The sequence below is a fragment of the Streptomyces sp. NPDC002958 genome (assembly GCF_055563255.1).
Map to the genome: position 1 here is coordinate 339636 of NZ_JBVHDS010000004.1, position 20405 is coordinate 360040.

The 20405-nt window shown below is 68.4% G+C and carries 17 protein-coding genes and 2 pseudogenes; 17 read left to right on the plus strand and 2 right to left on the minus strand.

Annotation, left to right across the window (positions count from 1 at the left end):
* Positions 1-388: 388 nt before the first annotated feature.
* The 8 genes and pseudogenes from ACZ3IC_RS10425 to dnaK all read left to right on the plus strand — a co-directional run bounded on the left by ACZ3IC_RS10425 (position 389) and on the right by dnaK (position 7918).
* A complete protein-coding gene (locus ACZ3IC_RS10425; RefSeq protein WP_467414598.1) occupies positions 389-829 on the plus strand; it encodes a DUF6278 family protein in 441 nt (146 codons plus the stop codon).
* Positions 830-952: 123 nt separating this feature from the next.
* Positions 953-1696: an amino acid ABC transporter ATP-binding protein gene (locus tag ACZ3IC_RS10430; protein ID WP_467414600.1), complete on the plus strand. Its 744-nt coding sequence runs from the start codon at positions 953-955 to the stop codon at positions 1694-1696.
* Between the two features lie 14 nt (positions 1697-1710).
* Positions 1711-2622 carry a glutamate ABC transporter substrate-binding protein gene (locus ACZ3IC_RS10435; protein ID WP_467414602.1) on the plus strand — a complete coding sequence of 304 codons (912 nt, stop codon included), beginning with the start codon at positions 1711-1713 and terminating at the stop codon, positions 2620-2622.
* 17 nt (positions 2623-2639) lie between these two features.
* Positions 2640-3284, plus strand: a complete 645-nt coding sequence (locus tag ACZ3IC_RS10440) for an amino acid ABC transporter permease (RefSeq protein ID WP_467414604.1) — start codon at positions 2640-2642, stop codon at positions 3282-3284.
* A complete protein-coding gene (locus ACZ3IC_RS10445) occupies positions 3281-4153 on the plus strand; it encodes an amino acid ABC transporter permease (protein ID WP_467414605.1) in 873 nt (290 codons plus the stop codon). The genes ACZ3IC_RS10440 and ACZ3IC_RS10445 overlap by 4 nt, the downstream gene beginning before the upstream one ends.
* A gap of 305 nt (positions 4154-4458) precedes the next feature.
* On the plus strand, positions 4459-5556 hold the full coding sequence (locus ACZ3IC_RS10450; protein WP_467414608.1) for a S8 family serine peptidase: 1098 nt from the start codon (positions 4459-4461) through the stop codon (positions 5554-5556).
* Positions 5557-5650: 94 nt separating this feature from the next.
* Positions 5651-6012 (plus strand): annotated as a pseudogene (locus ACZ3IC_RS10455) (hypothetical protein); the annotation flags it as partial.
* A gap of 61 nt (positions 6013-6073) precedes the next feature.
* Positions 6074-7918 (plus strand): molecular chaperone DnaK, encoded by a 1845-nt coding sequence (dnaK, locus tag ACZ3IC_RS10460; protein WP_467414610.1) that lies wholly within the window; start codon positions 6074-6076, stop codon positions 7916-7918.
* Positions 7919-7945: 27 nt separating this feature from the next.
* On the opposite strand, the pseudogene ACZ3IC_RS10465 reads toward dnaK, so the two are convergent.
* Together ACZ3IC_RS10465 and eccCa are read right to left on the minus strand one after the other, a co-directional pair.
* Positions 7946-8173: pseudogene (locus tag ACZ3IC_RS10465) on the minus strand (IS6 family transposase); the annotation flags it as partial.
* Positions 8174-8271: 98 nt separating this feature from the next.
* Positions 8272-12201 carry a type VII secretion protein EccCa gene (eccCa, locus tag ACZ3IC_RS10470; RefSeq protein ID WP_467414748.1) on the minus strand — a complete coding sequence of 1310 codons (3930 nt, stop codon included), beginning with the start codon at positions 12199-12201 and terminating at the stop codon, positions 8272-8274.
* A gap of 275 nt (positions 12202-12476) precedes the next feature.
* Between eccCa and eccD the strand changes: the two genes are divergently transcribed.
* From eccD to ACZ3IC_RS10515, 9 genes are all read left to right on the plus strand, one after another.
* Positions 12477-13859 carry a type VII secretion integral membrane protein EccD gene (gene eccD / locus ACZ3IC_RS10475; protein WP_467414612.1) on the plus strand — a complete coding sequence of 461 codons (1383 nt, stop codon included), beginning with the start codon at positions 12477-12479 and terminating at the stop codon, positions 13857-13859.
* A 117-nt stretch (positions 13860-13976) separates the two neighbouring features.
* Complete coding sequence (gene eccB, locus ACZ3IC_RS10480; protein ID WP_467414615.1) at positions 13977-15422, plus strand: type VII secretion protein EccB; 1446 nt, start codon at positions 13977-13979, stop codon at positions 15420-15422.
* Positions 15423-15684: 262 nt separating this feature from the next.
* The gene (locus tag ACZ3IC_RS10485) at positions 15685-16032 is read left to right on the plus strand and encodes a hypothetical protein (RefSeq protein ID WP_467414616.1); all 348 of its coding nucleotides are present in this window, start codon (positions 15685-15687) and stop codon (positions 16030-16032) included.
* A 66-nt stretch (positions 16033-16098) separates the two neighbouring features.
* Entirely contained in the window at positions 16099-16398 is a 300-nt protein-coding gene (locus ACZ3IC_RS10490) for a hypothetical protein (protein WP_467414618.1), read from the plus strand.
* A 36-nt stretch (positions 16399-16434) separates the two neighbouring features.
* Positions 16435-16812 (plus strand): hypothetical protein, encoded by a 378-nt coding sequence (locus tag ACZ3IC_RS10495; protein WP_467414619.1) that lies wholly within the window; start codon positions 16435-16437, stop codon positions 16810-16812.
* A 4-nt stretch (positions 16813-16816) separates the two neighbouring features.
* On the plus strand, positions 16817-18988 hold the full coding sequence (locus tag ACZ3IC_RS10500; RefSeq protein ID WP_467414622.1) for a hypothetical protein: 2172 nt from the start codon (positions 16817-16819) through the stop codon (positions 18986-18988).
* Between the two features lie 53 nt (positions 18989-19041).
* Entirely contained in the window at positions 19042-19623 is a 582-nt protein-coding gene (locus tag ACZ3IC_RS10505) for a type VII secretion system-associated protein (protein WP_467414624.1), read from the plus strand.
* Complete coding sequence (locus ACZ3IC_RS10510) at positions 19623-20081, plus strand: YbaB/EbfC family nucleoid-associated protein (protein ID WP_467414627.1); 459 nt, start codon at positions 19623-19625, stop codon at positions 20079-20081. Before ACZ3IC_RS10505 ends, ACZ3IC_RS10510 begins: the two co-directional genes overlap by 1 nt.
* The gene (locus ACZ3IC_RS10515; protein WP_467414628.1) at positions 20074-20385 is read left to right on the plus strand and encodes a hypothetical protein; all 312 of its coding nucleotides are present in this window, start codon (positions 20074-20076) and stop codon (positions 20383-20385) included. The genes ACZ3IC_RS10510 and ACZ3IC_RS10515 overlap by 8 nt, the downstream gene beginning before the upstream one ends.
* The last annotated feature ends 20 nt before the right edge of the window (positions 20386-20405 follow it).

A 20405-nucleotide genomic window follows, 5' to 3' on the forward strand; every position in this document is an offset into this window, starting at 1 on the left:
GCGCCGGGCCGGCAGGACCACGCCGTCGATCGCGGCGACGCCCGCGGTCCCCGGCAGGCCGGGCCGGGCGGTGGGTCGCGCCGCGCACCGCGTCGATCCGCTGGTGCGCCCGGCCCCGACGGCGGTGTCGACATCGTGTTCGGCACGCGCTGGGTGCTGGGCACCCGCCAGTCCCTAGACGGTGATCTCGTCGATGAACTGCCTGCCGTCCTCGCGCCGGAGCCGGCCAGGTCCGGCAGCCGGGAAGCGTGACCGCTCTGCCCCGGGCGGTTGCGGGCGGCGTGCGCGGCAAAGCTGCGGCCGGGGTGCTCGCGTCCGGTTCAGCACGCGAACGACAGGCCGCGCGCCCTGTGGTGCGTAACACGTGGGGGATGCGACCCTGAGTGGTATGAACATCCCCTTCTTGGACAACTGGCGCAAGCGTCATGACGGTACGCGGGGAGCGGGGCTCGCCGCCGCCGTCGCGGCCGATCCTGAGGGCGTGGCCGAGCTTCTTGCCGAGTGCGAGCTGCTGCGTGTCCGGGCGGGGCAGCGGGGGCTGGAACTCGACGACACTCCGGCCTCGTTGGCGGCTCTCGACCAGTTGCCGCCGCGCTGGCGCGACGATCCCGAGGAGCTGCCCTGGCTGGGCAATGACGCGGGGCTGTATCTCGGCACGGTTCTGGTGCGCAACGTCCCCGGTGCGGTCTGGAACATCTGGCCGAGCGGGCAGCCCGTGGTGCGGCTCGCCTCGGGGCGGGAGATCGATGTGGTCGGGGCCGGGCTGGACTGGGCGATGGCGGGCAGCCCCGAGCTCTCGCAGGTGTACTCGGAGTCGGCCGAGGGGTAGAGCTTTCATTCAAACCGGATAAGACGCTTTGTACCCCATTTGTGCGTGTCGGAGGTGAGGTCCCTTTTCACGATGGATAGGTTGCGCTGACCTCGACACAGCAATAAGTGGGTAGGGCAGCGTATGGCCGTCGATCCGTTGATCGAGCTGCGGGACGTCAACAAGTTCTATGGACAGTTGCACGTGCTGCGGGACATCAATCTCACCGTCGGCCGTGGGGAGGTGGTAGTGGTGATCGGCCCCTCAGGCTCCGGAAAATCAACGCTCTGCCGGACCATCAACCGGCTCGAGACGGTCGAGTCCGGTTACATCGCGATCGACGGCAGACCTCTCCCCGAGGAGGGGAAGGGGCTGGCCCAGCTCCGGGCCGAAGTGGGCATGGTCTTCCAGTCGTTCAACCTGTTCGCGCACAAGACCGTGCTGGCCAATGTCTCGCTCGCCCAGCTCAAGGTTCGCAAGCGGAAGAAGGACGAGGCCGACCGGCGCTCCCGCGAGCTGCTGGAGCGGGTCGGACTCGCCTCGCAGGCCGACAAGTTCCCCGCCCAGCTCTCCGGCGGCCAGCAGCAACGGGTGGCCATCGCGCGCGCCCTCGCCATGGACCCCAAGGCGCTGCTCTTCGACGAGCCCACCTCGGCACTCGACCCGGAGATGATCAACGAGGTACTGGAGGTCATGCAGCAGCTCGCCCGGGACGGCATGACCATGGTCGTCGTCACGCACGAGATGGGCTTCGCCCGCTCCGCCGCCAACCGGGTCGTGTTCATGGCGGATGGCCGTGTCGTCGAGGACCGCACCCCCGAGGCGTTTTTCACCGCTCCGGAGAGCGACCGCGCCAAGGACTTCCTGTCCAAGATCCTCAAACACTGACGGGGGGCTCAGTGTTGCGTACGAGAAGAGTTCTGGCCGTCTGCGCCGGTCTCCTGCTGGCTCTGGTCGCCGCCGGGTGCGGCAAGGAGGGCAGCCCGCCGGTGAAGGGGCCGAGGCCCGAGCAGCTGCCGGTGTACAAGGTCGACACCAGCTTCCGGCTGCCCGAATCACCGACCTGGAGAAGGGCGAAGAGGCGCGGATACCTCCGGGTCGGGGCCAAGGAGGACCAGCCCTATCTGGGCGAGAAGGACCCGGCCACCGGCGTCTACTCCGGCTTCGACATCGAGATCGCCAAAATGATGGCGGCCTCGCTCGGCTTCGACCCGAGGACGATCCGCTTCAAGACCATCGCCTCCGCCAACCGCGAGACTGCGCTGCAGAACGGCCAGATCGACTACTACGTCGGCACCTACACCATCAACGACATGCGCAAGAAGCTCGTCGGCTTCGCCGGTCCCTACTTCATGGCCGGACAGTCGCTGCTCGTCCGCACCGACGAGCACGACATCAACGGCCCGCAGGACCTGGCCGGCAGGACCGTGTGCTCGGCGGCGGGATCGACCCCGTACCAGCGCATCGCCGCCGACTACCCGAAGGCGATCCTGGTCGCCTACGACACGTACTCGATCTGCGTCGACAATTTGCTGACCTACCAGGTCGACGCCGTCACCACCGACGATGCGATCCTGCTCGGCTTCGCCGCCAAGGCCCCCAAGGAGCTGAAGGTGGTGGGCAAGCCCTTCTCCGAGGAGCCGTACGGCATCGGCGTTCCGCGCAGCGACAACGCGTTGCGGTTCGCCCTCAACGACGCCCTGGAGGCGAACGAGAAGAACGGCAACTGGAAGAAGGCGTTCGAGGCCACACTCGGTCTGTCCGGAGTGCCCGCGCCGACCCCGCCGCCCATCGACCGCTACCCGGCGACCTGAGAGGGCGGGGATCGACCATGGACGTACTCACAGAGAATTTCTCGCTCTACGGCAAGGGCTTCCTCGGTACGGTCGAGCTGACCGTCTACTCTTCGATACTGGCCCTGATCCTCGGCTTCTTCATGGCCTCCTGCCGGGTGGCGCCCGTCGGCTCGCTCCGCATGCTCGGCACGGTCTGGGTAACCGTGCTGCGCAACACCCCGCTGACGCTGCTCTTCTTCGCCGTCCTGCTGGGGCTGCCGCGCTTCGGCCTCGTGCTGCCCTTCACGGTTTTCGCGGTCCTCGCGCTCGGCTGCTACACCTCCGCGTTCATCTGCGAGGTGCTGCGCTCCGGCATCAACACCGTGCCGACGGGGCAGGGCGAGGCGGCCCGCAGCCTCGGTATGACATTCGGCCAGACGCTGAACACCGTCGTGCTGCCGCAGGCGTTCCGTTCGGTGATCCCGCCGGTCGGTTCGACGCTGATCGCCCTCGCCAAGAACTCGGCGATCGCCGGGGCCTTCAGCGTCACCGAGCTGCTCGGCACCTACAAGACCCTCAACGAGCTGGGCTACAGCATCATCTGGACCTTCGTCTGGATCGCCGTCGGCTACCTGATCATCACCCTGTCCATCAGTGCGCTCTTCAATCTGCTGGAGAAGTGCTGGGGAGTCCCCCGATGACCACCCGCACCGTGCCGTCCGCCACCGCGCTCTACGACATCCCGGGTCCGGTCACCCGTAAACGCCACCGCTTGTACGGGATCGCCTCGACGGCACTGATCCTCGCCCTGCTCGGCTGGGTCATCTATCTGCTCTTCGACACCGAACAGTTCACCAGCGCCAAATGGACACCCTTCGCGTACCAGGGCATTCAGGAGCTGCTGCTGCGCGGACTGGGCAACACCCTCAAGGCGTTCGCGTACGCCGCGGTGCTCTCCCTCGTGCTCGGGGCGGTGCTCGCCGTCGGCCGGCTCTCCGACCACCGGGTCGTGCGCTGGTTCTCTACGCTCCTGGTCGAGTTCTTCCGGGCCATGCCCGTACTGGTGATGATCTTCTTCATCTTCGTGGCGCTGCAGGTGCACCCGCTGCCCGCACTGGTCACCGGTCTGACCCTGTACAACGGCTCGGTGCTCGCCGAGGTGTTCCGTACCGGAATCAACTCGGTGGAGCGCGGCCAGCGCGAGGCCGCGTACGCCCTGGGGATGCGCAAGACACAGGTCACCGCGTTCGTACTGGCCCCGCAGGCGGTGCGCGCCATGCTGCCCGCGATCATCAGCCAGTTGGTGGTGGCGCTGAAGGACACCTCGCTCGGCTATCTGATCACCTATGAGGAATTCCTTCACGCGGGCAAGCTCATCGCGTCCAACCTCGACTACGATCTCCCTTTCATCCCTGTCGTGATGGTGATCTCACCGATCTACATCGGGATGTGCATGCTGCTCTCCTGGTTCGCGACCTGGGTGGCCAAGCGGGAGCGGCGCAATCCGAAGACGAAGGCCGTGGAAGTCGCACCGGCCGAACCAGGAACGCTGCTGCCGGGAGTGCAGTAGCCGGGACCGCTGTGAAGCGGTCCCAGCAGAGCGGTGCCCGCCCGGCGGCAGCGCCGGTATTCCGGGGGCCGGTCCGCCTCCCCCGGCTCATGTTCCGGGGCAGGTGCCGGTCGTGCGGCGCGCGTCGTTACCATCGGCGCATGCGATCTTCGAGGTCCTCGGCGTTCCACGCACTCGGACCAATGGCGCTGGCCGCCCTGCTCCTGATACCTGGCACCGCGGCTCCGGCCAGCGCGGCGGGGGAGGCGGACAGCCCCTCGTTGCCGAGAATGCCCGCCACTGTTGCCGAGGGTAATCCGTGCACTGTGAGCTCCACCAAGAAGTCAGCCCAACTGCCGTGGGCACAAAGTTTTTTGAGCCTTGAACGGGCCTGGGAACTCAGCCGGGGCGCGGGGGTGAAAGTCGCCGTCATCGGCACCGGGGCGGACTTGCGGGTGCCGGCGCTGGACGGCCGGGTCACCGGCGGTCCGGACGTGGTGGCGGGCGGTACGGTGCGGGAAGACTGCGTCGGCTACGGCACGTTCCTTGCCGGCATCGTGGCGGGCGGGAAGCAGACGGGGCTGAAAGCGGCCGGGGTCGCTCCTGAGGCCGACGTATTCGCGGTGCGGGCCACCGACCGGCACGGCGCGACGACACCCGAGGCGCTGGCCAAGGCGATACGGGCGGCAACGGCCGCCGGGGCGCGGGTCGTTCACGTGGCGCTGAGCGTCCCTTCCGCGCCTGAGCCGCTGAAGGCCGCCGTCCGCGCCGCTCAGGAGGCCGGCGCCCTGGTGGTGGCGCCCGCCTCGGCACGGGAGTGGGAGAGCGGACCGGGGGCGCCCGACGTGGTGAAGGGCCTCGCCTACCCGGCGGCGCTGCCCGGAGTGGTTGCCGTTGCCTCGGTGGGGCCGGGCGGGGAGCCCGACCGGCCGAGCCTGCCGGAAGGGCGGCGCACGCCGCCGACGCTGAGCGCTCCCGGCGTCTCGGTGGTGGGGCCGGGGCCCGGCGGTCGCGGTCAGTTCGTCGGTCATGGTGACGCGGTGGCCGGTGCCTTCGTGGCCGGCGCGGCTGCTCTGGTTTTCTCCTACCAGCCTCAATTGACTGCACGTCAGGTAGCGCACCGGCTGGAATACACCGCCTACGGAGCCGCGGGCGACGCGCTGGACCCCGACCTCGGACGGGGGATTGTGGACCCGGTACGGGCGCTGTCCGCCGTACTGCCCGAAGAGCATGCGACGCGGCCCCCGGCCGCGCTGAAGAGCGGCTCGACGCCGACAGTGCCGCCGCTCGACCCGCCCCACGCGCGGAACCGTGCGCTGGCCGTGGCCGCCTCGGCGGGAGCGGTGGCGCTGCTGGTCGCCTTCCTGGCGGTCGTGCTGCCCAGGGGGCGTCGTCGGGGATGGAGGGCGGGCCGCACAGGTTAGCGCGGCGGCGTACCGGACGAAACCAACGGTCCGCGCATGTACGAGTGGTGTGCGCGGACGGGGCCGGTCGCCGATGCGCGTGCCGGGCCCCCGCGAATCCGGCCTGATTCAAAGGGAAGGCCCTAGCTGGTCTGCCCAGCCCACCCCCTGGGCGTCGCCAGCCGCCAAGCCCCCGAGCGGCGCTACCTGCGCGTACGCCCTGGAACACCCGGCACCAACGGCGAACAGCGCGTACAAGCCACCCGAAGCCGCCGCGCCGCCGACCGCACTGTCGCCGCCTGGGCCCGGACCAACGCCGCCGATCTGCGGCAACTCGCCGGTCAGATCATGGCCCTCACCGACTTCCCCGTCCAGGCCCACACGCCCCTGGCCCGTCCCGCCGAGTTGTCTCCGAGCTCCCAGCAAGGCAAGGGCCCGATACCCAGGCTCCGAAAGGCATGGAACGTGGGAACTTGACTCGGCTGGACTCAGGTTTTACGCATGAAGGCGAAGATGTGATGTGTCCGAGGAGGTTGTGATGACACGCGCAGTGGGTATCGATCTAGGGACGACCAATTCTGTGGTCTGTGTCCTGGAGGGCGGCGAGCCGACAGTCGTCAACAACACCGAGGGCGCGCGGACCACGCCGTCGCTCGTGGCGTTCGCCAAAAGCGGTGAGGTACTGATTGGCGAAATCGCCAAGCGGCAGGCTGTGACGAATGTCGAGCGCACCGCCCGGTCCGTCAAGCGGCACATGGGCGATAGCGGCTGGCGCTTCCCGGAATCCGGTGACATCGACGGTAAGCGGTACACCGCGCAGGAGATCTCGGCGCGCGTGCTGCAGAAGCTGAAGCGGGACGCCGAGGCGTATCTCGGGGAGGACGTCACCAACGCGGTGATCACCGTCCCGGCGTACTTCAACGACTCCCAGCGCACCGCGACCAAGGAGGCGGGCCACGTCGCGGGCCTGAACGTGCTGCGGATCATCAACGAGCCGACGTCCGCGGCGCTGGCCTACGGCCTGGACAAGGAGAACGACCAGACGATCCTCGTGTTCGACCTCGGTGGCGGCACCTTCGACGTATCCCTGCTGGAGATCGGCGAGGGCCTGGTGGAGGTCAAGGCGACCAATGGCGACACACACCTCGGCGGTGACGACTGGGATCAGCAGATCGTCGACCACCTGCTGAAACAATTCAAGAACGGCTACGGCGTCGACTTGTCCAAGGACAAGATGGCGCTGCAGCGTCTGCGCGAGGCCGCGGAGAAGGCGAAGATCGAACTGTCGTCCGCGACCGAGACGACGATCAACCTGCCCTACATCTCGGCGTCGGCCGAGGGCCCGCTGCACCTGGACGAGAAGCTCACGCGCGCCCAGTTCGAGCAGCTCACCGCGAACCTTCTGGAGCGCTGCAAGGGTCCGTTCCACAACGCAGTCAAGGACGCCGGGATCAAGGTGTCGGACATCGACCATGTGATCCTGGTGGGCGGTTCGACGCGGATGCCGGCAGTGACCGAGCTGGTGAAGAAACTGGCCTCCAAGGATCCGCACAAGGGTGTGAACCCCGACGAGGTCGTCGCCATCGGCGCCTCGCTCCAGGCCGGTGTCCTCAAGGGCGAGGTCAAGGACGTCCTGCTGCTCGACGTCACCCCGCTGTCCCTCGGTATCGAGACCAAGGGCGGCATCATGACGAAGCTCATCGAGCGCAACACCACGATCCCGACCAAGCGCTCCGAGATCTTCACGACGGCCGAGGACAACCAGCCGTCCGTGCAGATCCAGGTTTTCCAGGGCGAGCGCGAGATCGCGGCGTACAACAAGAAGCTCGGAATGTTCGAGCTGACCGGCCTGCCGCCGGCCCCGCGTGGCGTCCCGCAGATCGAGGTCACGTTCGACATCGACGCGAACGGCATCATGCACGTCGCCGCCAAGGACCTCGGCACCGGCAAGGAACAGAAGATGGCCGTGACCGGTGGCTCCTCGCTGCCCAAGCAGGACATCGACCGCATGGTGCAGGAGGCTGAGCAGTACGCGGAGGAAGATCACCGCCGCCGCGAGGCCGCCGAGATCCGCAATCAGGCCGAGAGCCTCGTCTACCAGACCGAGAAGCTGCTGCAGGACAACGCGGACAAGATCCCCGAGGACGCGCGCTCCGAGACCGAGACGGCGCTGGCGGAGATCAAGGAGACGCTCAAGGGAGAGGACACCGGGGCCATCCGATCGGCCATCGAGAAGGCCACCGCCGCCGCCCAGAAGATCGGCAGCGCGCTCTACGCGCAGGCGGCCCAGACTTCAGGGGCGGACGGAGGTTCCCCCACGGCTAGCGAGGAAGTCGTGGACGCGGAGATCGTCGACGACGAGGAGAAGGGAGGAGCCGGATGAACCAGGCCTTCGTGGGCTGGCCGACGTGTCGCCGGGCCGCAGCCGGCGGCGAATTGCGCAGGCCGAGGCATGAGCCTGCCCGAACTTCAGACACCAGCGGCGCACGGTCTCGTAGGAGACGATGCCGCCGCGCTGGAGCATCAACGCCTCGACCTCGCGGAAGCTGAGCGGGAAGCGGAAGTACAGCCGCACGCAGTGGGAGATGGCCTCGACCGGGTACCGGTGCCCCTTGTACGACGGCGACGCGTTGCCCACGGGCGGTCCCTTACCGCTGTGATCAACTCGAAGATCCTCCCATGCCATTTGCCAACGTGACAGTGCCCCCAAAAGCGCTTAATTGAACGGTATTGAGGCTAAACGTCGCCCTCCGTGTTCGCCAGCAGTGCGGTCTGCACCTGCACAACACCCCTGCGAGTGATCAACTGTGCGCGCCCCGGCGGTAGTTGTCGTGGCTTGGTGTCGTTGAACAGATAGCCCTCCGAGGGCGGGCAGGAGAGCAGCGCGGCAGGCGTGTTCACCTCCAACAGGCGCCGCAGCAGTGGGTCGTTCATCGCCCGTGCCGCGCCGTTGGCGCTGCGCGCCACGATCAGATGCAGGCCGAGTTCCGCGCCCTGGGCGAGGTAGTCCAGCAGCGGACCGAAGTGGTTGGTCATGCTGCCGCTGGACACCATGTCGTAGTCGTCCACGATCAGGAATACCTGTGGGCCGTTCCACCAGTCCCGCCGCTTCAGCTGGGCGGGCGAGATATCCGCGCCCGGCAGTCGCTCCTTCATGGCCCGTGCGACGCCGTCCACCACCTGCTTGAGTACGTCGACGGAGACGGCGTAGCCCAGTCGGTGCGGCTCGGGGACACTCTCCAGCAGACCCCGCCGGTAGTCGATCAGCATCACCCGCGCCTCGGCGGGGGTGTAGCGCTGCGCGATGGCCCGGCACACCGAGCGCAACAGGTTGGTCTTGCCGGTCTCCGCGTCGCCTACCACCACTAGGTGCGCGGTCTGCGCGAAGTCGTGCCACATGACGTCGAGTTGGCCGCCCTCCAGGCCCAGTGGCATGCGGAGGTCGCCGTCCGCGCCGACCTCCGCGTCGGGCAGGTCGGCCGGGTCCAGGACCGTGGGCAGGGTGCGGACCGCGGGTGCGGGCGGGCCCTCCCAGTGCTCGGACACCTGTGCCACCGCGTCGGCGACGCCCGCTCCGAGGTCCGAGGCGCTGTCGCCGCCGTCCACCCGCGGCAGGGCGGTGAGGAAATGGTGCTTGGAATCGGTCATGCCGCGGCCGGGCGACTTGGGGATGGTCGCGGCGGCCCGCATGTTGATCATGGAATCCATGCTGTCGCCGAGCCGCAGCTCGAAACGGGTGCCGAGCTGGTCCCGCAGCGCGGTGGGAATCTCCGACCAGCGGCTCGCCGCCACGACGAGGTGCACACCGTAGTTGAGACCACGCGCCGCCAGCGCTGTGAAGGTGTCCATGATGTCCATGAAGTCCTGGCGGACCGTGCCCCAGCCGTCGACGACGAGGAACACGTCGCCGTACGGCTCGTCGGGCAGCTCACCGGCGGCCCGGCGGGCGCGCAGCGTTGCCATGGAATCGATGCCCCACTCGGCGAACTGCTTCTCGCGCCGGGCCACCAGCCCGTGCACCTCGGACAGGGTGCGCTGCACCCGCTCCAGGTCCAGCCGGCCCGTGACACCGCCCACATGCGGCAGGTCACGGAGGGAACCGAGCGAACCCCCACCGAAGTCCAGGCAGTAGAACTGGACTTCGCGCGGAGTGTGCGTGAGGGCGAGAGACATGATCAGGTCGCGCACGAGCGTGGACTTGCCGCTCTGCGGTCCGCCCGCGATGCCGACGTGCCCGCCCGCGCCGGACAGCTCGGCCATCAAGGGTTCGCGGGTCTGGTCGAAGGGCCGGTCGATGATGCCCACCGGCACCGTCAGCCGACCATGCAGCTCGGGGTCGACGGTGGTGAGACCCCGCTCGGCATGCACCTCCAGTCCCATCAGCAGGGTGTCCAGAGACAGCGGGCTGTCCAGCGGAGGCAGCCAGACCCGGTGCGCGGGCCTGCCGCCCTCCCGCATCCGGGCCACGGCCAGCGCGAGCAGGGTCTCCTTGCTCTCCTCCTCCGTCGCCGCCGACTGCGGGTCCGGGTCGGGCGCGGGGAGCCGGGGCGCGATCCACTCCGTGCGGTACGGGACCACCTGACCGGCGACGGCCGACGCGGCGAGCCTGCGGACACCCTGATACGGCCCGGAGACGTACGCGGCCTTGAACCGGACCAGGGTCCCGGTGTCCTTCTTGAGGATGGCGCTGCCGGGGACGGAGGGCAGCTGGTAGGCATCCGGTACGCCCAGTACGCCCCGGCTCTCCATCGAGGAGAATGTGCGCAGCGCGATCCGGTACGACAGGTGCGACTCCAGCTGGGTCATCCGGCCCTCGTCCAGCCGCTGCGAGGCGAGCAGCAGGTGAACACCCAGGCTGCGGCCCAGCCGCCCGACCATCACGAACAGGTCCATGAAGTCGCGATGCGCAGAGAGGAGTTCGCTGAACTCGTCGACCACCACGAAGAGCGTCGGCAGCGGCTCCAAATCGGCCCCCGCCGCCCGCGCCGCCTCGTACTCGAACGCCGACGTGTAGTTCCCGGCACTGCGCAGCAACTCCTGGCGGCGCATCAGCTCACCGTGCAGGGCATCCTGCATGCGCTCGACCAGGGAGGACTCGTCGGCGAGGTTCGTGATCACGGCCGAGGTGTGCGGCAGGCCGTCCAGGCCGAGGAACGTGGCGCCGCCCTTGAAGTCGACCAGGACGAAGTTGAGCTTCTCCGACGAGTGGGTGAGCGCCAGGGCGAGCACCAGCGTCCGCAGCAGCTCCGACTTGCCGGAACCCGTTGCCCCGATCAGCACGCCGTGCGGGCCCATACCGCCCTGCGCCGCCTCCTTGATGTCCAGTTCCACCGGTGTGCCGTCACCGGCGAGGCCCAACGGCACCCGCAGTCTGGCCCGCTCACTCCGGTCGGCGCGCACGGCGTCCAGATCGACGGTGTGCAGGTCGGGGAGACCGAGCAGGGTGGTCAGCTGCACGTCCGAGGTGAGTGCCTCACCGGTGTCCCTGGTGACGCCCATCCGGTAGGGGGAAAGCTGCGTGGCCAGCGCCCTGGCCCGCCGAGGGCCCAGCGCGTCGGGCCTGCCGAGCGTGGTTGTGGTCTCCTTGCCCGACCGGTCGGTGCTGACCAGCTTCAACTGTTCCTCGGCGATCCGCAGCCGCAGCGTGTGACGGGACTGACGCCAGGGCAGGGACCCGCCCACGTCCAGCGTCACGGTATTGCGGTACCCGTCGGTGGCCAGCCGGGAGTCGGCAGGCGTGTGGGCGCTGTCCAGCACCACGACGCAGTAGGGCTCCTCGGGGCTCGGTACGGCGTCCGCCTCGAAGGCGGGGCGGCCGGTGAGCTCCTGGCCGAGCAGCGATTCGAGGCCGGGGACGGAATCGGTGACCAACCGCACGGGCCCCCCACCGTCGACGTCCGTCGGATGCTGGGCGTGCGGCAGCCACTTCACCCACTCCCAGGCCGCCCGGCGGTCGTGGTCCGCCAGCACCACGACCCGCAGATCCTGCGGCGCGTGGAACACGCTCAGCTGGGCCAGCAGGGCCCGTACCATCCCGTGCGCCGCCGTCTCCTCGCCCTGCAACAAAACGCGCGCGTAGGTACGCAGGTAGACCGCGACCGGTTGGTCGGGCACCGTGCCGTACGCCTTGATGAAGCGCCGCAGGGCGTGTGCGGACAGCGGTTCCAGATCCTCGACCGGCTTGGTGCTCAACGGTGCCAGCTTCGTCCCCAGCTGCTGCTCGCCCACCGCGATCCGCACCTCGGCGAAGTCCGCGTGCGCGGCTCGTCGCTCCCACAGCCTGGCCGTGGGCACCAGGCTCCACAGGGACGCCGGGTCCGGATGCGACCACGCCTGCGCCTCCCGCTGCTGGGTGACCACCTTGCGTATGCGCCTGCGACTGATCGACAAGTAGCGCATGTAGTCGCGCCGTTCACCCAGCAACGCTCGCTTGCGGTCCCCGGAGGCCCGGACGATCTGTGACACCAGCATGCCGACGGCGGAAACCGCCATCAGCCCGATGGCGACGTACATCATGGGGCCGCCGCCACTGCCGGGACGCAGGAAGATGAGCACCATGCCGAGTGAGCTGAGCGCCATCGGCATGTACGTGATCAGGTTGCCCATCGCGCTCTGCGTCTCGGGCACCGAGGGCGGCTCCTGGAGGCTCAGTTCGCCGTGGGGCATCTCGGGGCCAAGACGCCGGGGAGGCCTCTTGAAGAGGACCACGCTCAAAGGGAATCGCCTTCCTGGAAGGTGCCTGCGGTTGCTGTGACGCATCGTCGGATGACGGAACGTCAAACACCTGTAGTACGACCGGCGGCGAATTGCGCAGGCCGAGGCATGGGCGGTGACGGGACTGCCGATCGTGGCCGCACCCCACAACGTACAGATTGCACGCACAAGTTAATGTGATCAATCTGACCGCGTCGACCACCGTCCTGGAAGGCGATGAAACGCGCTTGACCGACATATCCGCGGCACCCCTGTGCCGCCTCACGGTGCTGACGCCCGATCGTTCCGTCGAACTCGCCGTGCCGTCCGACATCGTGCTCGCCGACCTGATGCCGACCATCGTCGACCACGGGGGCACCGACCTCTACGAACGTGGAGCCCCGGCCGGCGGCTGGGTGCTTCAGCGCCTCGGCCAGGAACCGCTCGACGAGGAGAACACCCTCGGCGACCTGGGCCTGCACGACGGCGAGACGGTACACCTGCGCCTTCGCGGGGACGCCCTGCCCGAGATCCATTACGACGACCTCGTCGACGGGCTCTCCAGCCGGCTGCGTGAACGCCCCGACTCCTGGCGGCCTCTGTGGTCGCACCACCTCATGACCGCGCTCGCCGTGTGCGCTCTCGCCACGGGCCTGCTGCTCCTGCTGCTGCCCGGTCCCACAGGAATCAGGACGGTCTGCGCGGCGGCGACCGCGATCCTCCTGCTGGCCGGCGCCGGAGCCGCCTCACGCGCGGTCGGCGACGTCGGAGCGGGTGGCGCGCTCGGCGCGGCGGCCATCCCCTTTCTCGCCCTGGCCGGGGCGCTGGTACCCCAAAGCGCCGGGTCCGGGACGGAACTGGGCTCAATGCTGCTGGCGGGCTGCTCCGCGGCGGCCGGCGCCGCCGTGCTCGCGTTGGCCGCCGTGGGCGCGTGTGCCCCGCTGTTCCTGGCCGCAGCCCTGGCCGCGGTCCTCGGGGCGATCGGGGGCGCCGTCATGCTCTTCGGTGTCCCGGCCACCGGCACGGCCGCCCCGCTGATCCTGGCGGTTGTCCTGTTGGGGCACTTCCTGCCGTCCCTGGCGTTCCGTCTGTCCGGCCTGAAGGTGCCGCTGCTGCCCACCAACGCCGGCCAGCTCCAGGAGGGCATCGAGCCCACCCCGGACGAGCAGATCGCCGCCCGTGGCGCCGTCGCCGACAGCTACCTCACCGGCCTCTACGGCGCCACCGGTCTGGTGGCAGCGGGCTGCCTCACGGTGCTGGCGTTCGAGACGTCCTGGGCGCCGCTCACCCTGGCCGCGGTCCTGTGCGCGCTCCTGTTCACGCACGCACGGGCGATCGGCGGAGCCTGGCAGCGTCTCGCCGTCGTCCTGCCGGCCGCCTACGGTTCCGTACTGCTGACGGTGCAGTTGGTCCTGCGGCTGTCGGCAGGGTCCCGGCCGCTGCTGCTCGCCGGTCTGCTGGCCGTCGCGGCCGTGCTCGCCATTACGGGCTGGACGCTCCCCGGCCGCCGTCTGGTGCCCTACTGGGGGCGCGCGGTCGATCTGCTCCACCTGCTCTTCGCCATCGTCCTCGTACCGCTGGCCCTGCTCGTCGCCGGTCTCTACCAGTACCTGCGGGGCCTCAACAGCTGAGCCCGTGGTCCGGCGTCCGCCGTCGGACAGCAGGCTGATCCCGGGGTTCCGCGGCCGAAGGCCCCGGAACCCCGGGCCCTCGCGCGCCGGGCCGATGCCCGGTCGGAAAGGCAAGGAATGCAGTCCAGGCGGGACCAGGTCCACGCGCACATGTTCGTCATGAGCCGACTGTCACTGGGAATGCTCCGGGACGACCCGGACGCCCCCGAGTCCGCGCACCGGCGGACCTCGAAGGGCTTCGTCATCGGCCTGGTGGTCGCGGCGCTGGCCGGGCTCATCGTCGCGGTGTACGGGTTGGTGGTGCCCGGCGGTTCGAACGCGTGGAAGGCCACCGGGACGCTGGTGATCGACGAGCGTTCGGGCGCTCGCTACCTCACGCTCGACGGCGTCCTCCACCCGGTCCTGAACGAGACCTCGGCCAAACTGCTGGCCGGCGATCGGATGAAAGTGGTGAGCGTCAAGCCCGCCTCCCTCGAAGACGCTCCACGCGGTGCGACCCTGGGCATCGTCGGCGCGCCGGATCCGCTCCCGCAGCCGGGCGCGCTCAGCCGCGAGGCCTGGTCGGTGTGCGCCACCCGGCCCGACGCCGCGAAGGAACCACTCCTGACCGTGGCCGTCGGCCTGACGGCCCGGGGCAGGCCTGTCACCTCGGACCGGGCCACCTTGGTCCGCAGTGTCCCGGGCGACGATACGTACCTGCTCTGGCACGGCACCCGGATGCGGCTCAACACGGCGAACTACGCGATCCAGGCGCTGGGTTACGACCCGGACGGTGCTTACCCGGTCCCGGACGCCTTCCTCAACGCCCTGCCCGCGGGCCCCGATCTGGCAGTGCCGGAGGTGGCAGGACGCGGCAAGGCGGGCCCCTCGCTGGCCGGCCGCGCGACGCGGGTCGGGCAGCTCTTCGACGGTTCCGGCCGCCATTTCCTGTTGACGGAGCGCGGTCTGACCCAGGTCACAGCGCTGGAAGAGGCACTTCTGAAGGGCGATCCCCGTACCCAGCGGACCGCTTACGCCGGCGGAGCTGTCGTACTTCCCAAGATCGGCCCGGACGACCTGGCACGCCACCAGGACCCGAAGGAATCCCGGCTCGTGGGGGCCGAAGGCGGTACGGTCCCGAGCGAGCTGCCCAGGCCGAGCCCGGTCGGCGCGGGCGAGGGCGTCTGCGCGGTCGTCGGTACCGCGGACGGCAGGCCGACGGTCTCGGTCGTCCTGCCCCGCGCGGAAGCGGTGGGCGGCCGCCCGGTGTCCAACCAGCCCGGAATCTCGGCGGGTTCCGGAGCCGCCGACCTGTTCGCGGTGCGCCCCGAGGGCGGCGCCCTCATCACGGAGCTCTCCTCCGCGGGCACGGGCACGGCCCACTACCTGGTCACCGAGTCGGGCGCCAAGTACCCGATCCCCGGCGGCGAAAAGGGGCTCAAGCAGCTCGGCTACAGCGTCGAGCAGTCCGTCCCCATGCCGTCGGGCGTCCTCGGGATGCTTGCGTCCGGGCCCGCGCTGGACAATACGGCCCTGCTGTCGCAGGGGCTGGTGGAAGCGGCGGAGAGCGACGCACACCGATAGCCGACTGCCCGCCGTGTTAAAGGAATTGAGCTTTCTTTGAGCATTGGGAAGCCGGGAGGCAGGCGCTTTTTCCGGCATTTCCGCAGCTCACGCACGCATCGAAGATGAACATTCAGATTGACGAGGAACATCCGTACCAAGATCCCGTACGGCGTATTAACCTGGTGATCCGTTGGCTCCCGAAGGGTTTGATTCCCGGTGTGGTCGGCTTGCCGTGCACCCGTGGTGCCGCCGTGTTCCCGCAGTGTCCAGGAGGACCCTCATGACTGATGTCTCCGGCTTCAATGTCAACTCGGCCGACGGCCTGTCCAACGACGAAACGGCGATGCTCCAGACGTTGAAGACGCTGGATCAGCATCTTCGCGACATGGATGAAGCGGGCCGCAAGGTCAAGACCATCCAGGGTCAGGTGCGGGCGGCCTACCAGGCGGCTTCCTCGGAGACCCACGCCGCGGGCATCGATGAGTGGCTCAGGGCGCACGGCAGGGTCATGGAGCGCACCCAGTTCTTCCGCGAAGGTACCTCGATGGCCAACCGGCTCCTCGTGGACGCCGAGCACGAGGCGAACAGTTACGCCGCGGGCATCGTCGGCCAGATCAACCCCGGGTGACCTTCCCCGGCTCTCGCCCCGCTTTTCCTTCCCCGTTCTCATAGCTTCCCCGCGAGGAGTTCCGCCATGTCCGTCAAGATCAGCCACCAAGGGGTCCTGGACGCCATCAAGAACATGGACTCGGCCCAACAGGAAATGAAGGAGGCGCTCGCCTGGATGCAGAACAACTTCGGTGCGCTGCGAGACACCCTGAACGGTCAGACCCGTACTTCCTGGGAGGAATTCCAGGCGGAGCTGGGCCGGATCAAGCTGCAGCTCGACGAGCAGTACGGGGTCGCCCGGACGACTCTCCAGCGGATGCACGCCCGGCAGATCGACGGGGACCTCGACGGCGGCCGCGGCCTGAACAACCTCCAGGGCAGCTGACCCGCCCGACCGAATCGACTTGTGTGAGGTGTGAGCATGGCTGATGACGTGAATCCGGGCGACATCTTCCAGTCGACCGACGGTGTCTACCTCAGGTACGCCAACCAGGAGATCCCCAGATTCCGCCGCGACCTCACGGTCAAGCCGGACTATGTGAGCCTGGGCTCGAAGATCCCGCTTGCCATCGGAATCCCCGAGAAGTGCGCACAGGCGAAGGCGCTGGAAGGTCAGCTGGAGACATACCGCGCCAGCATGCGCACCCGGTACGAATCGGCCATCACGCTCCTGAGCAACTTCTCGGCCGGCCTGCGGGACGTCGAGACCAAGCACAAGGACGCCGAGGACGACTCCACAAGCATGGGTAGTGCGCTCGCCGACGAGTTCTCCGAGATCCTGACCCCGAAGGGAAAGTGAAACCATGGTCGAGGTGCCCACCGGGATGCCGGCCAAGTGGGAGGAAATCCTCGCCATGTTTCACGACGGAACCACCAAGCTTCCGGACCGGAATCTTGTGGCGGGGCCGGGGTCCAAGAGGTGGATCACCGCAGAGGTGAACGGCGCCTGGTCCGATACGGCTACGAGGAACAACGGCAAGGAATGGGAACTCGACGGGTACAAGGCGTATTTCTTTCCCACCAGGACCGAAAAGCCATACCTGGTTTTCGGGTTCAGATACGACTGGAAAGAATTCGGTAACGACCCCGGGCCGTTGAGCGATTTCACGGGAGCCGCCGGTCCTATTTTTGGCTCGGTCTCGGCCGGTACCAACAAGGACACCAATCCGCTGATGTCCAGCAAGGCGGCCGACGTGTTCAACAACATGGATTTGTGGACCGGTGGGTGGGTGGCCGAGTTCAACAGATGGGCCGAGAGTGTGGGGAACGGCTCGGAGGAGCTCAAAGGAGAATCTGCGGATCTCTTTGAAGCTGTTCTCCTGGCGGTCAAGCGTTCTCTCCTGGAGACACAGTCCTACTACATGAGTGGCGCCATCAAGGACGACCTCGCAGCGGTGAGCACCAAGCTGAAGGAGACCATACGTGTCCTGCAGAAGAATGCCTGGACATGGTTCGAAAAGCTGGAGACGGTGACCGCGGTCGAGGGACAGAAGGCCCGGGCCGCAGGTCCCATCTCCATGCCGTTCACTCACCTCTACTCCGAATTCCTGAAGGCGTTGGGAGCCAAGTCCTTCACTTCGGCGTACCGGGACACGGTCGACGGTATCGATTTCGGAGGTGTGGAGAGCGATGCCAAGACGAACTGGCTCGCCGGCGTCAAGACCGAGCTGGACGACGCGTCCGCGCAGACGATGCTCGACCTGGCGACGGCCTACAACAAGGCCAGCGCGAAGCTCTCCGACGCGAACTCCGTCGTGAAGCAGACGTTCACCATCTCGCTGACCTCTGAGGAGCAGGAGAAGTTCTACGGCTCGACCGGTGACGGCTCGGACGGCGGCACGGGTGGCACCGACGACTTCCTCAACAAGTTCAAGGAGATGTTCGGCAACGGCGCCGGCGGCGACGGGGCCGGAGGCAGCTCCGGCGGTGAGGGCGGCGGCGGAGATCTGGACCTCGGCGGCCCGCCTCCGGTGACGGGTCCGAGCGGGAGCGAGTCCTCGTCCAACGGTCGCGGCATGAGCAACTTCAGCCTCGGCCCCACCCCGGTCACCGGCCCCAGTGGCAGCACCTCCGGTACGAGCAACCCCCTGGGAGGCGGCGGGTCCCTGACGGTTCCGGCCGGATCGCGCATCGACCCCAAGACCGGCGCCGTCACCGACTCCAAGGGCAAACCGGTCCTCGGCGCGGACGGCAAGCCACTGATCGTGCCGCCCGGCTCCACGATCGGCCCCGGGGGTAAGATCATTTCCCCCACGACCGGTGGCCCGAAGCCGCCGACGCTTCCCGGCGGCTCCACCTCCGGGAACCTGACGCGGGGCTTCGGAGTCGATGCCGAGGGCAACGTCATCGTGCCCAAGGGCACCAGGGTGGATGCTCAGGGAAACCTGATCGGCGCGGACGGCAAGCCCCTGACCAACATGTACGGCGGGAAGCTCACCGTTCCGCCCGGCTCCCGGATCAACGCCGACGGAACCATCAGCGACCCGCAGGGCAAGCACATCACCGAGAGCAGCAACAACCTGAAGACCCGCAACCCCAAGACGCTCGAAGAGTTGCTGAACGGTCAGCGGCGTCCGTCCACGTCGAGCGGCGATCTCTTCGGCGGTTCGAAGGGGGCCTCCGAGAATCTCCGCAAGATGGTCGACAGCAACGGCAACGCGATCCGCGAGCCGGCTTCCGTGGTGTCCGGGCTCAGCAACCGGGCTCGTGCCGCCATGGGGCTGCCCGCGACACCGGGTGTCCCCCCGACGCAGGGCAACGTGTCCACCCAGTCGCTCGGCGCCCTCGGGCGGGGCGGAGCGGGGGGCGGGGCGGGGACCGGCATGCCCTTCATGCCGCCGATGGGCATGGGCGGTGGTGGCGCCCCGGGTGGGGGAAGCAACGGCGGTGACCGGCAGCGCAATGTATGGCTCTCGGAGGACGAAGAGGTGTGGGGCACCGAGCCCGACGCCGGAACGGGCGTGATCGGACGATGAGTTCCGCAGGTGCAGAAGCGGGCGGAATGCCCCCTGGGGGCGAGGATTCCGCCATGCCGCTGGTACCCGACGACATCCGCGCGGCGGCGCGCACCGCACCCGAGCACTGGTTCGGCACGGTGGACCCCGCGTGGAGCGGAGAAGGTGAACCGCCGCTGTGGGCGGTGATCGGGCAGTGGCGTTCGGACGCCGACGGCGAGATCGTCGAGTGGCAGCGGAACGCCGACTACCGGCCGTCCCCCGGAATGCTCGGCTGGCCGGAGCCGACCGACGACGTGGATGCCGCCATGCAGCTGGCGGCTACCGGTTACGGCCCCGTCGAGGGCGTGGCCCTGGCCGTGGTCCGTGCCGAACTGGCCGTCCTGACCGCGCCGGGCGGTGGCGCGGTCAGCGCCTGCACGCCCGACGGCGACCCGGTGGTGCCCGTCTTCACCGCGCCCGCCCATCTGGAGCGGGCGGGCGCGCTCGCCCACCGGGTGCTGCCCGTCTCCGAGGCATTCGCACTCGTACCCGAAGGCCAGGACCTGTACCTCAACCCGACGGGCCCCGTCGCTCTGCGGCTGTCCGCGGACGACCTGTCCCGCGCGGTCGACGTACTGGAAGCGGCGGCGGAAGGCAAGGAGGAGCAGTACTGATGGTGTCGTTCCAGGAACAGCTCGCGGAGGCCATGGCCGGCCTCGCGGAGCAGACGAAGAAGATCCAGCAGGTCCAGGAGGAACTGGCCAGGGCGTCCGCCTCGGCAACCTCCAAGGACCGGATGGTGACCGCCTCGGTCAACGCCCACGGCGAGATCCTTTCCTTCAAGTTCCACACCGAGGGCTACCGCACGATGCCCGGGGCCCAGCTCGCCGAGGTGCTGAAGAGCACGGTCAACGCCGCGCGCCTGGAGATGAACACCAAGGTGAGCGGTTCCGTGCGTCCGCTGATGGGTGATCAGGAGAACCTTGCCAAGGGTTTCTTCGGCGGTGGTGAACTGGACGAGCTGCTCGCTCCGCTGCGCGCGATGCAACCCGAGGGTCTGACCGAGACGGTCCTGGGCGACGGGCGCAAGCGCACCGGAAACCGCGGCGAGGAGGATGAGTTCTATGGCTGACGGAACCCTGAGCGTTCCGGGGGATCTGCCACGGCGGTTCACCCAGTTCGGCGCCATTTCGAGGATCGTCGGTGAGCTGGGCGTACTCAACGACCGCATCAACCTGGAGAACCGGACGGCGGGCGGCCGGGACGACGTGTACGCGAAGGAGTACCACAAGTTCGTCGACTCGACGGGCAAGGGACTCACGTACGGCCTCGAAGGGCTCTCCGAACTGCTCGAAATGGTCGGCATCAGCGGCAACAAGGCTTCGGTCATCCTGAACGACGCAGAAAACGACGCCAACCACATGGCCGCCGGCTGAGCCGGCCGAACACCGAAGAC

What these genes read in the sequence shown, in the direction of transcription:
- ACZ3IC_RS10510 (WP_467414627.1), top strand. Translation starts at nt 19,623, where the DNA reads ATGGTGTCGTTCCAGGAACAGCTCGCGGAGGCCATGGCCGGCCTCGCG.
- dnaK (WP_467414610.1), top strand. Translation starts at nt 6,074, where the DNA reads ATGACACGCGCAGTGGGTATCGATCTAGGGACGACCAATTCTGTGGTC.
- ACZ3IC_RS10485 (WP_467414616.1), top strand. Translation starts at nt 15,685, where the DNA reads ATGACTGATGTCTCCGGCTTCAATGTCAACTCGGCCGACGGCCTGTCC.
- ACZ3IC_RS10500 (WP_467414622.1), top strand. Translation starts at nt 16,817, where the DNA reads ATGGTCGAGGTGCCCACCGGGATGCCGGCCAAGTGGGAGGAAATCCTC.
- ACZ3IC_RS10505 (WP_467414624.1), top strand. Translation starts at nt 19,042, where the DNA reads ATGCCGCTGGTACCCGACGACATCCGCGCGGCGGCGCGCACCGCACCC.
- ACZ3IC_RS10440 (WP_467414604.1), top strand. Translation starts at nt 2,640, where the DNA reads ATGGACGTACTCACAGAGAATTTCTCGCTCTACGGCAAGGGCTTCCTC.
- ACZ3IC_RS10495 (WP_467414619.1), top strand. Translation starts at nt 16,435, where the DNA reads ATGGCTGATGACGTGAATCCGGGCGACATCTTCCAGTCGACCGACGGT.
- ACZ3IC_RS10425 (WP_467414598.1), top strand. Translation starts at nt 389, where the DNA reads ATGAACATCCCCTTCTTGGACAACTGGCGCAAGCGTCATGACGGTACG.
- eccB (WP_467414615.1), top strand. Translation starts at nt 13,977, where the DNA reads ATGCAGTCCAGGCGGGACCAGGTCCACGCGCACATGTTCGTCATGAGC.
- ACZ3IC_RS10430 (WP_467414600.1), top strand. Translation starts at nt 953, where the DNA reads ATGGCCGTCGATCCGTTGATCGAGCTGCGGGACGTCAACAAGTTCTAT.
- ACZ3IC_RS10515 (WP_467414628.1), top strand. Translation starts at nt 20,074, where the DNA reads ATGGCTGACGGAACCCTGAGCGTTCCGGGGGATCTGCCACGGCGGTTC.
- eccCa (WP_467414748.1), bottom strand. Translation starts at nt 12,201, where the DNA reads ATGCCCCACGGCGAACTGAGCCTCCAGGAGCCGCCCTCGGTGCCCGAG.
- ACZ3IC_RS10445 (WP_467414605.1), top strand. Translation starts at nt 3,281, where the DNA reads ATGACCACCCGCACCGTGCCGTCCGCCACCGCGCTCTACGACATCCCG.
- ACZ3IC_RS10490 (WP_467414618.1), top strand. Translation starts at nt 16,099, where the DNA reads ATGTCCGTCAAGATCAGCCACCAAGGGGTCCTGGACGCCATCAAGAAC.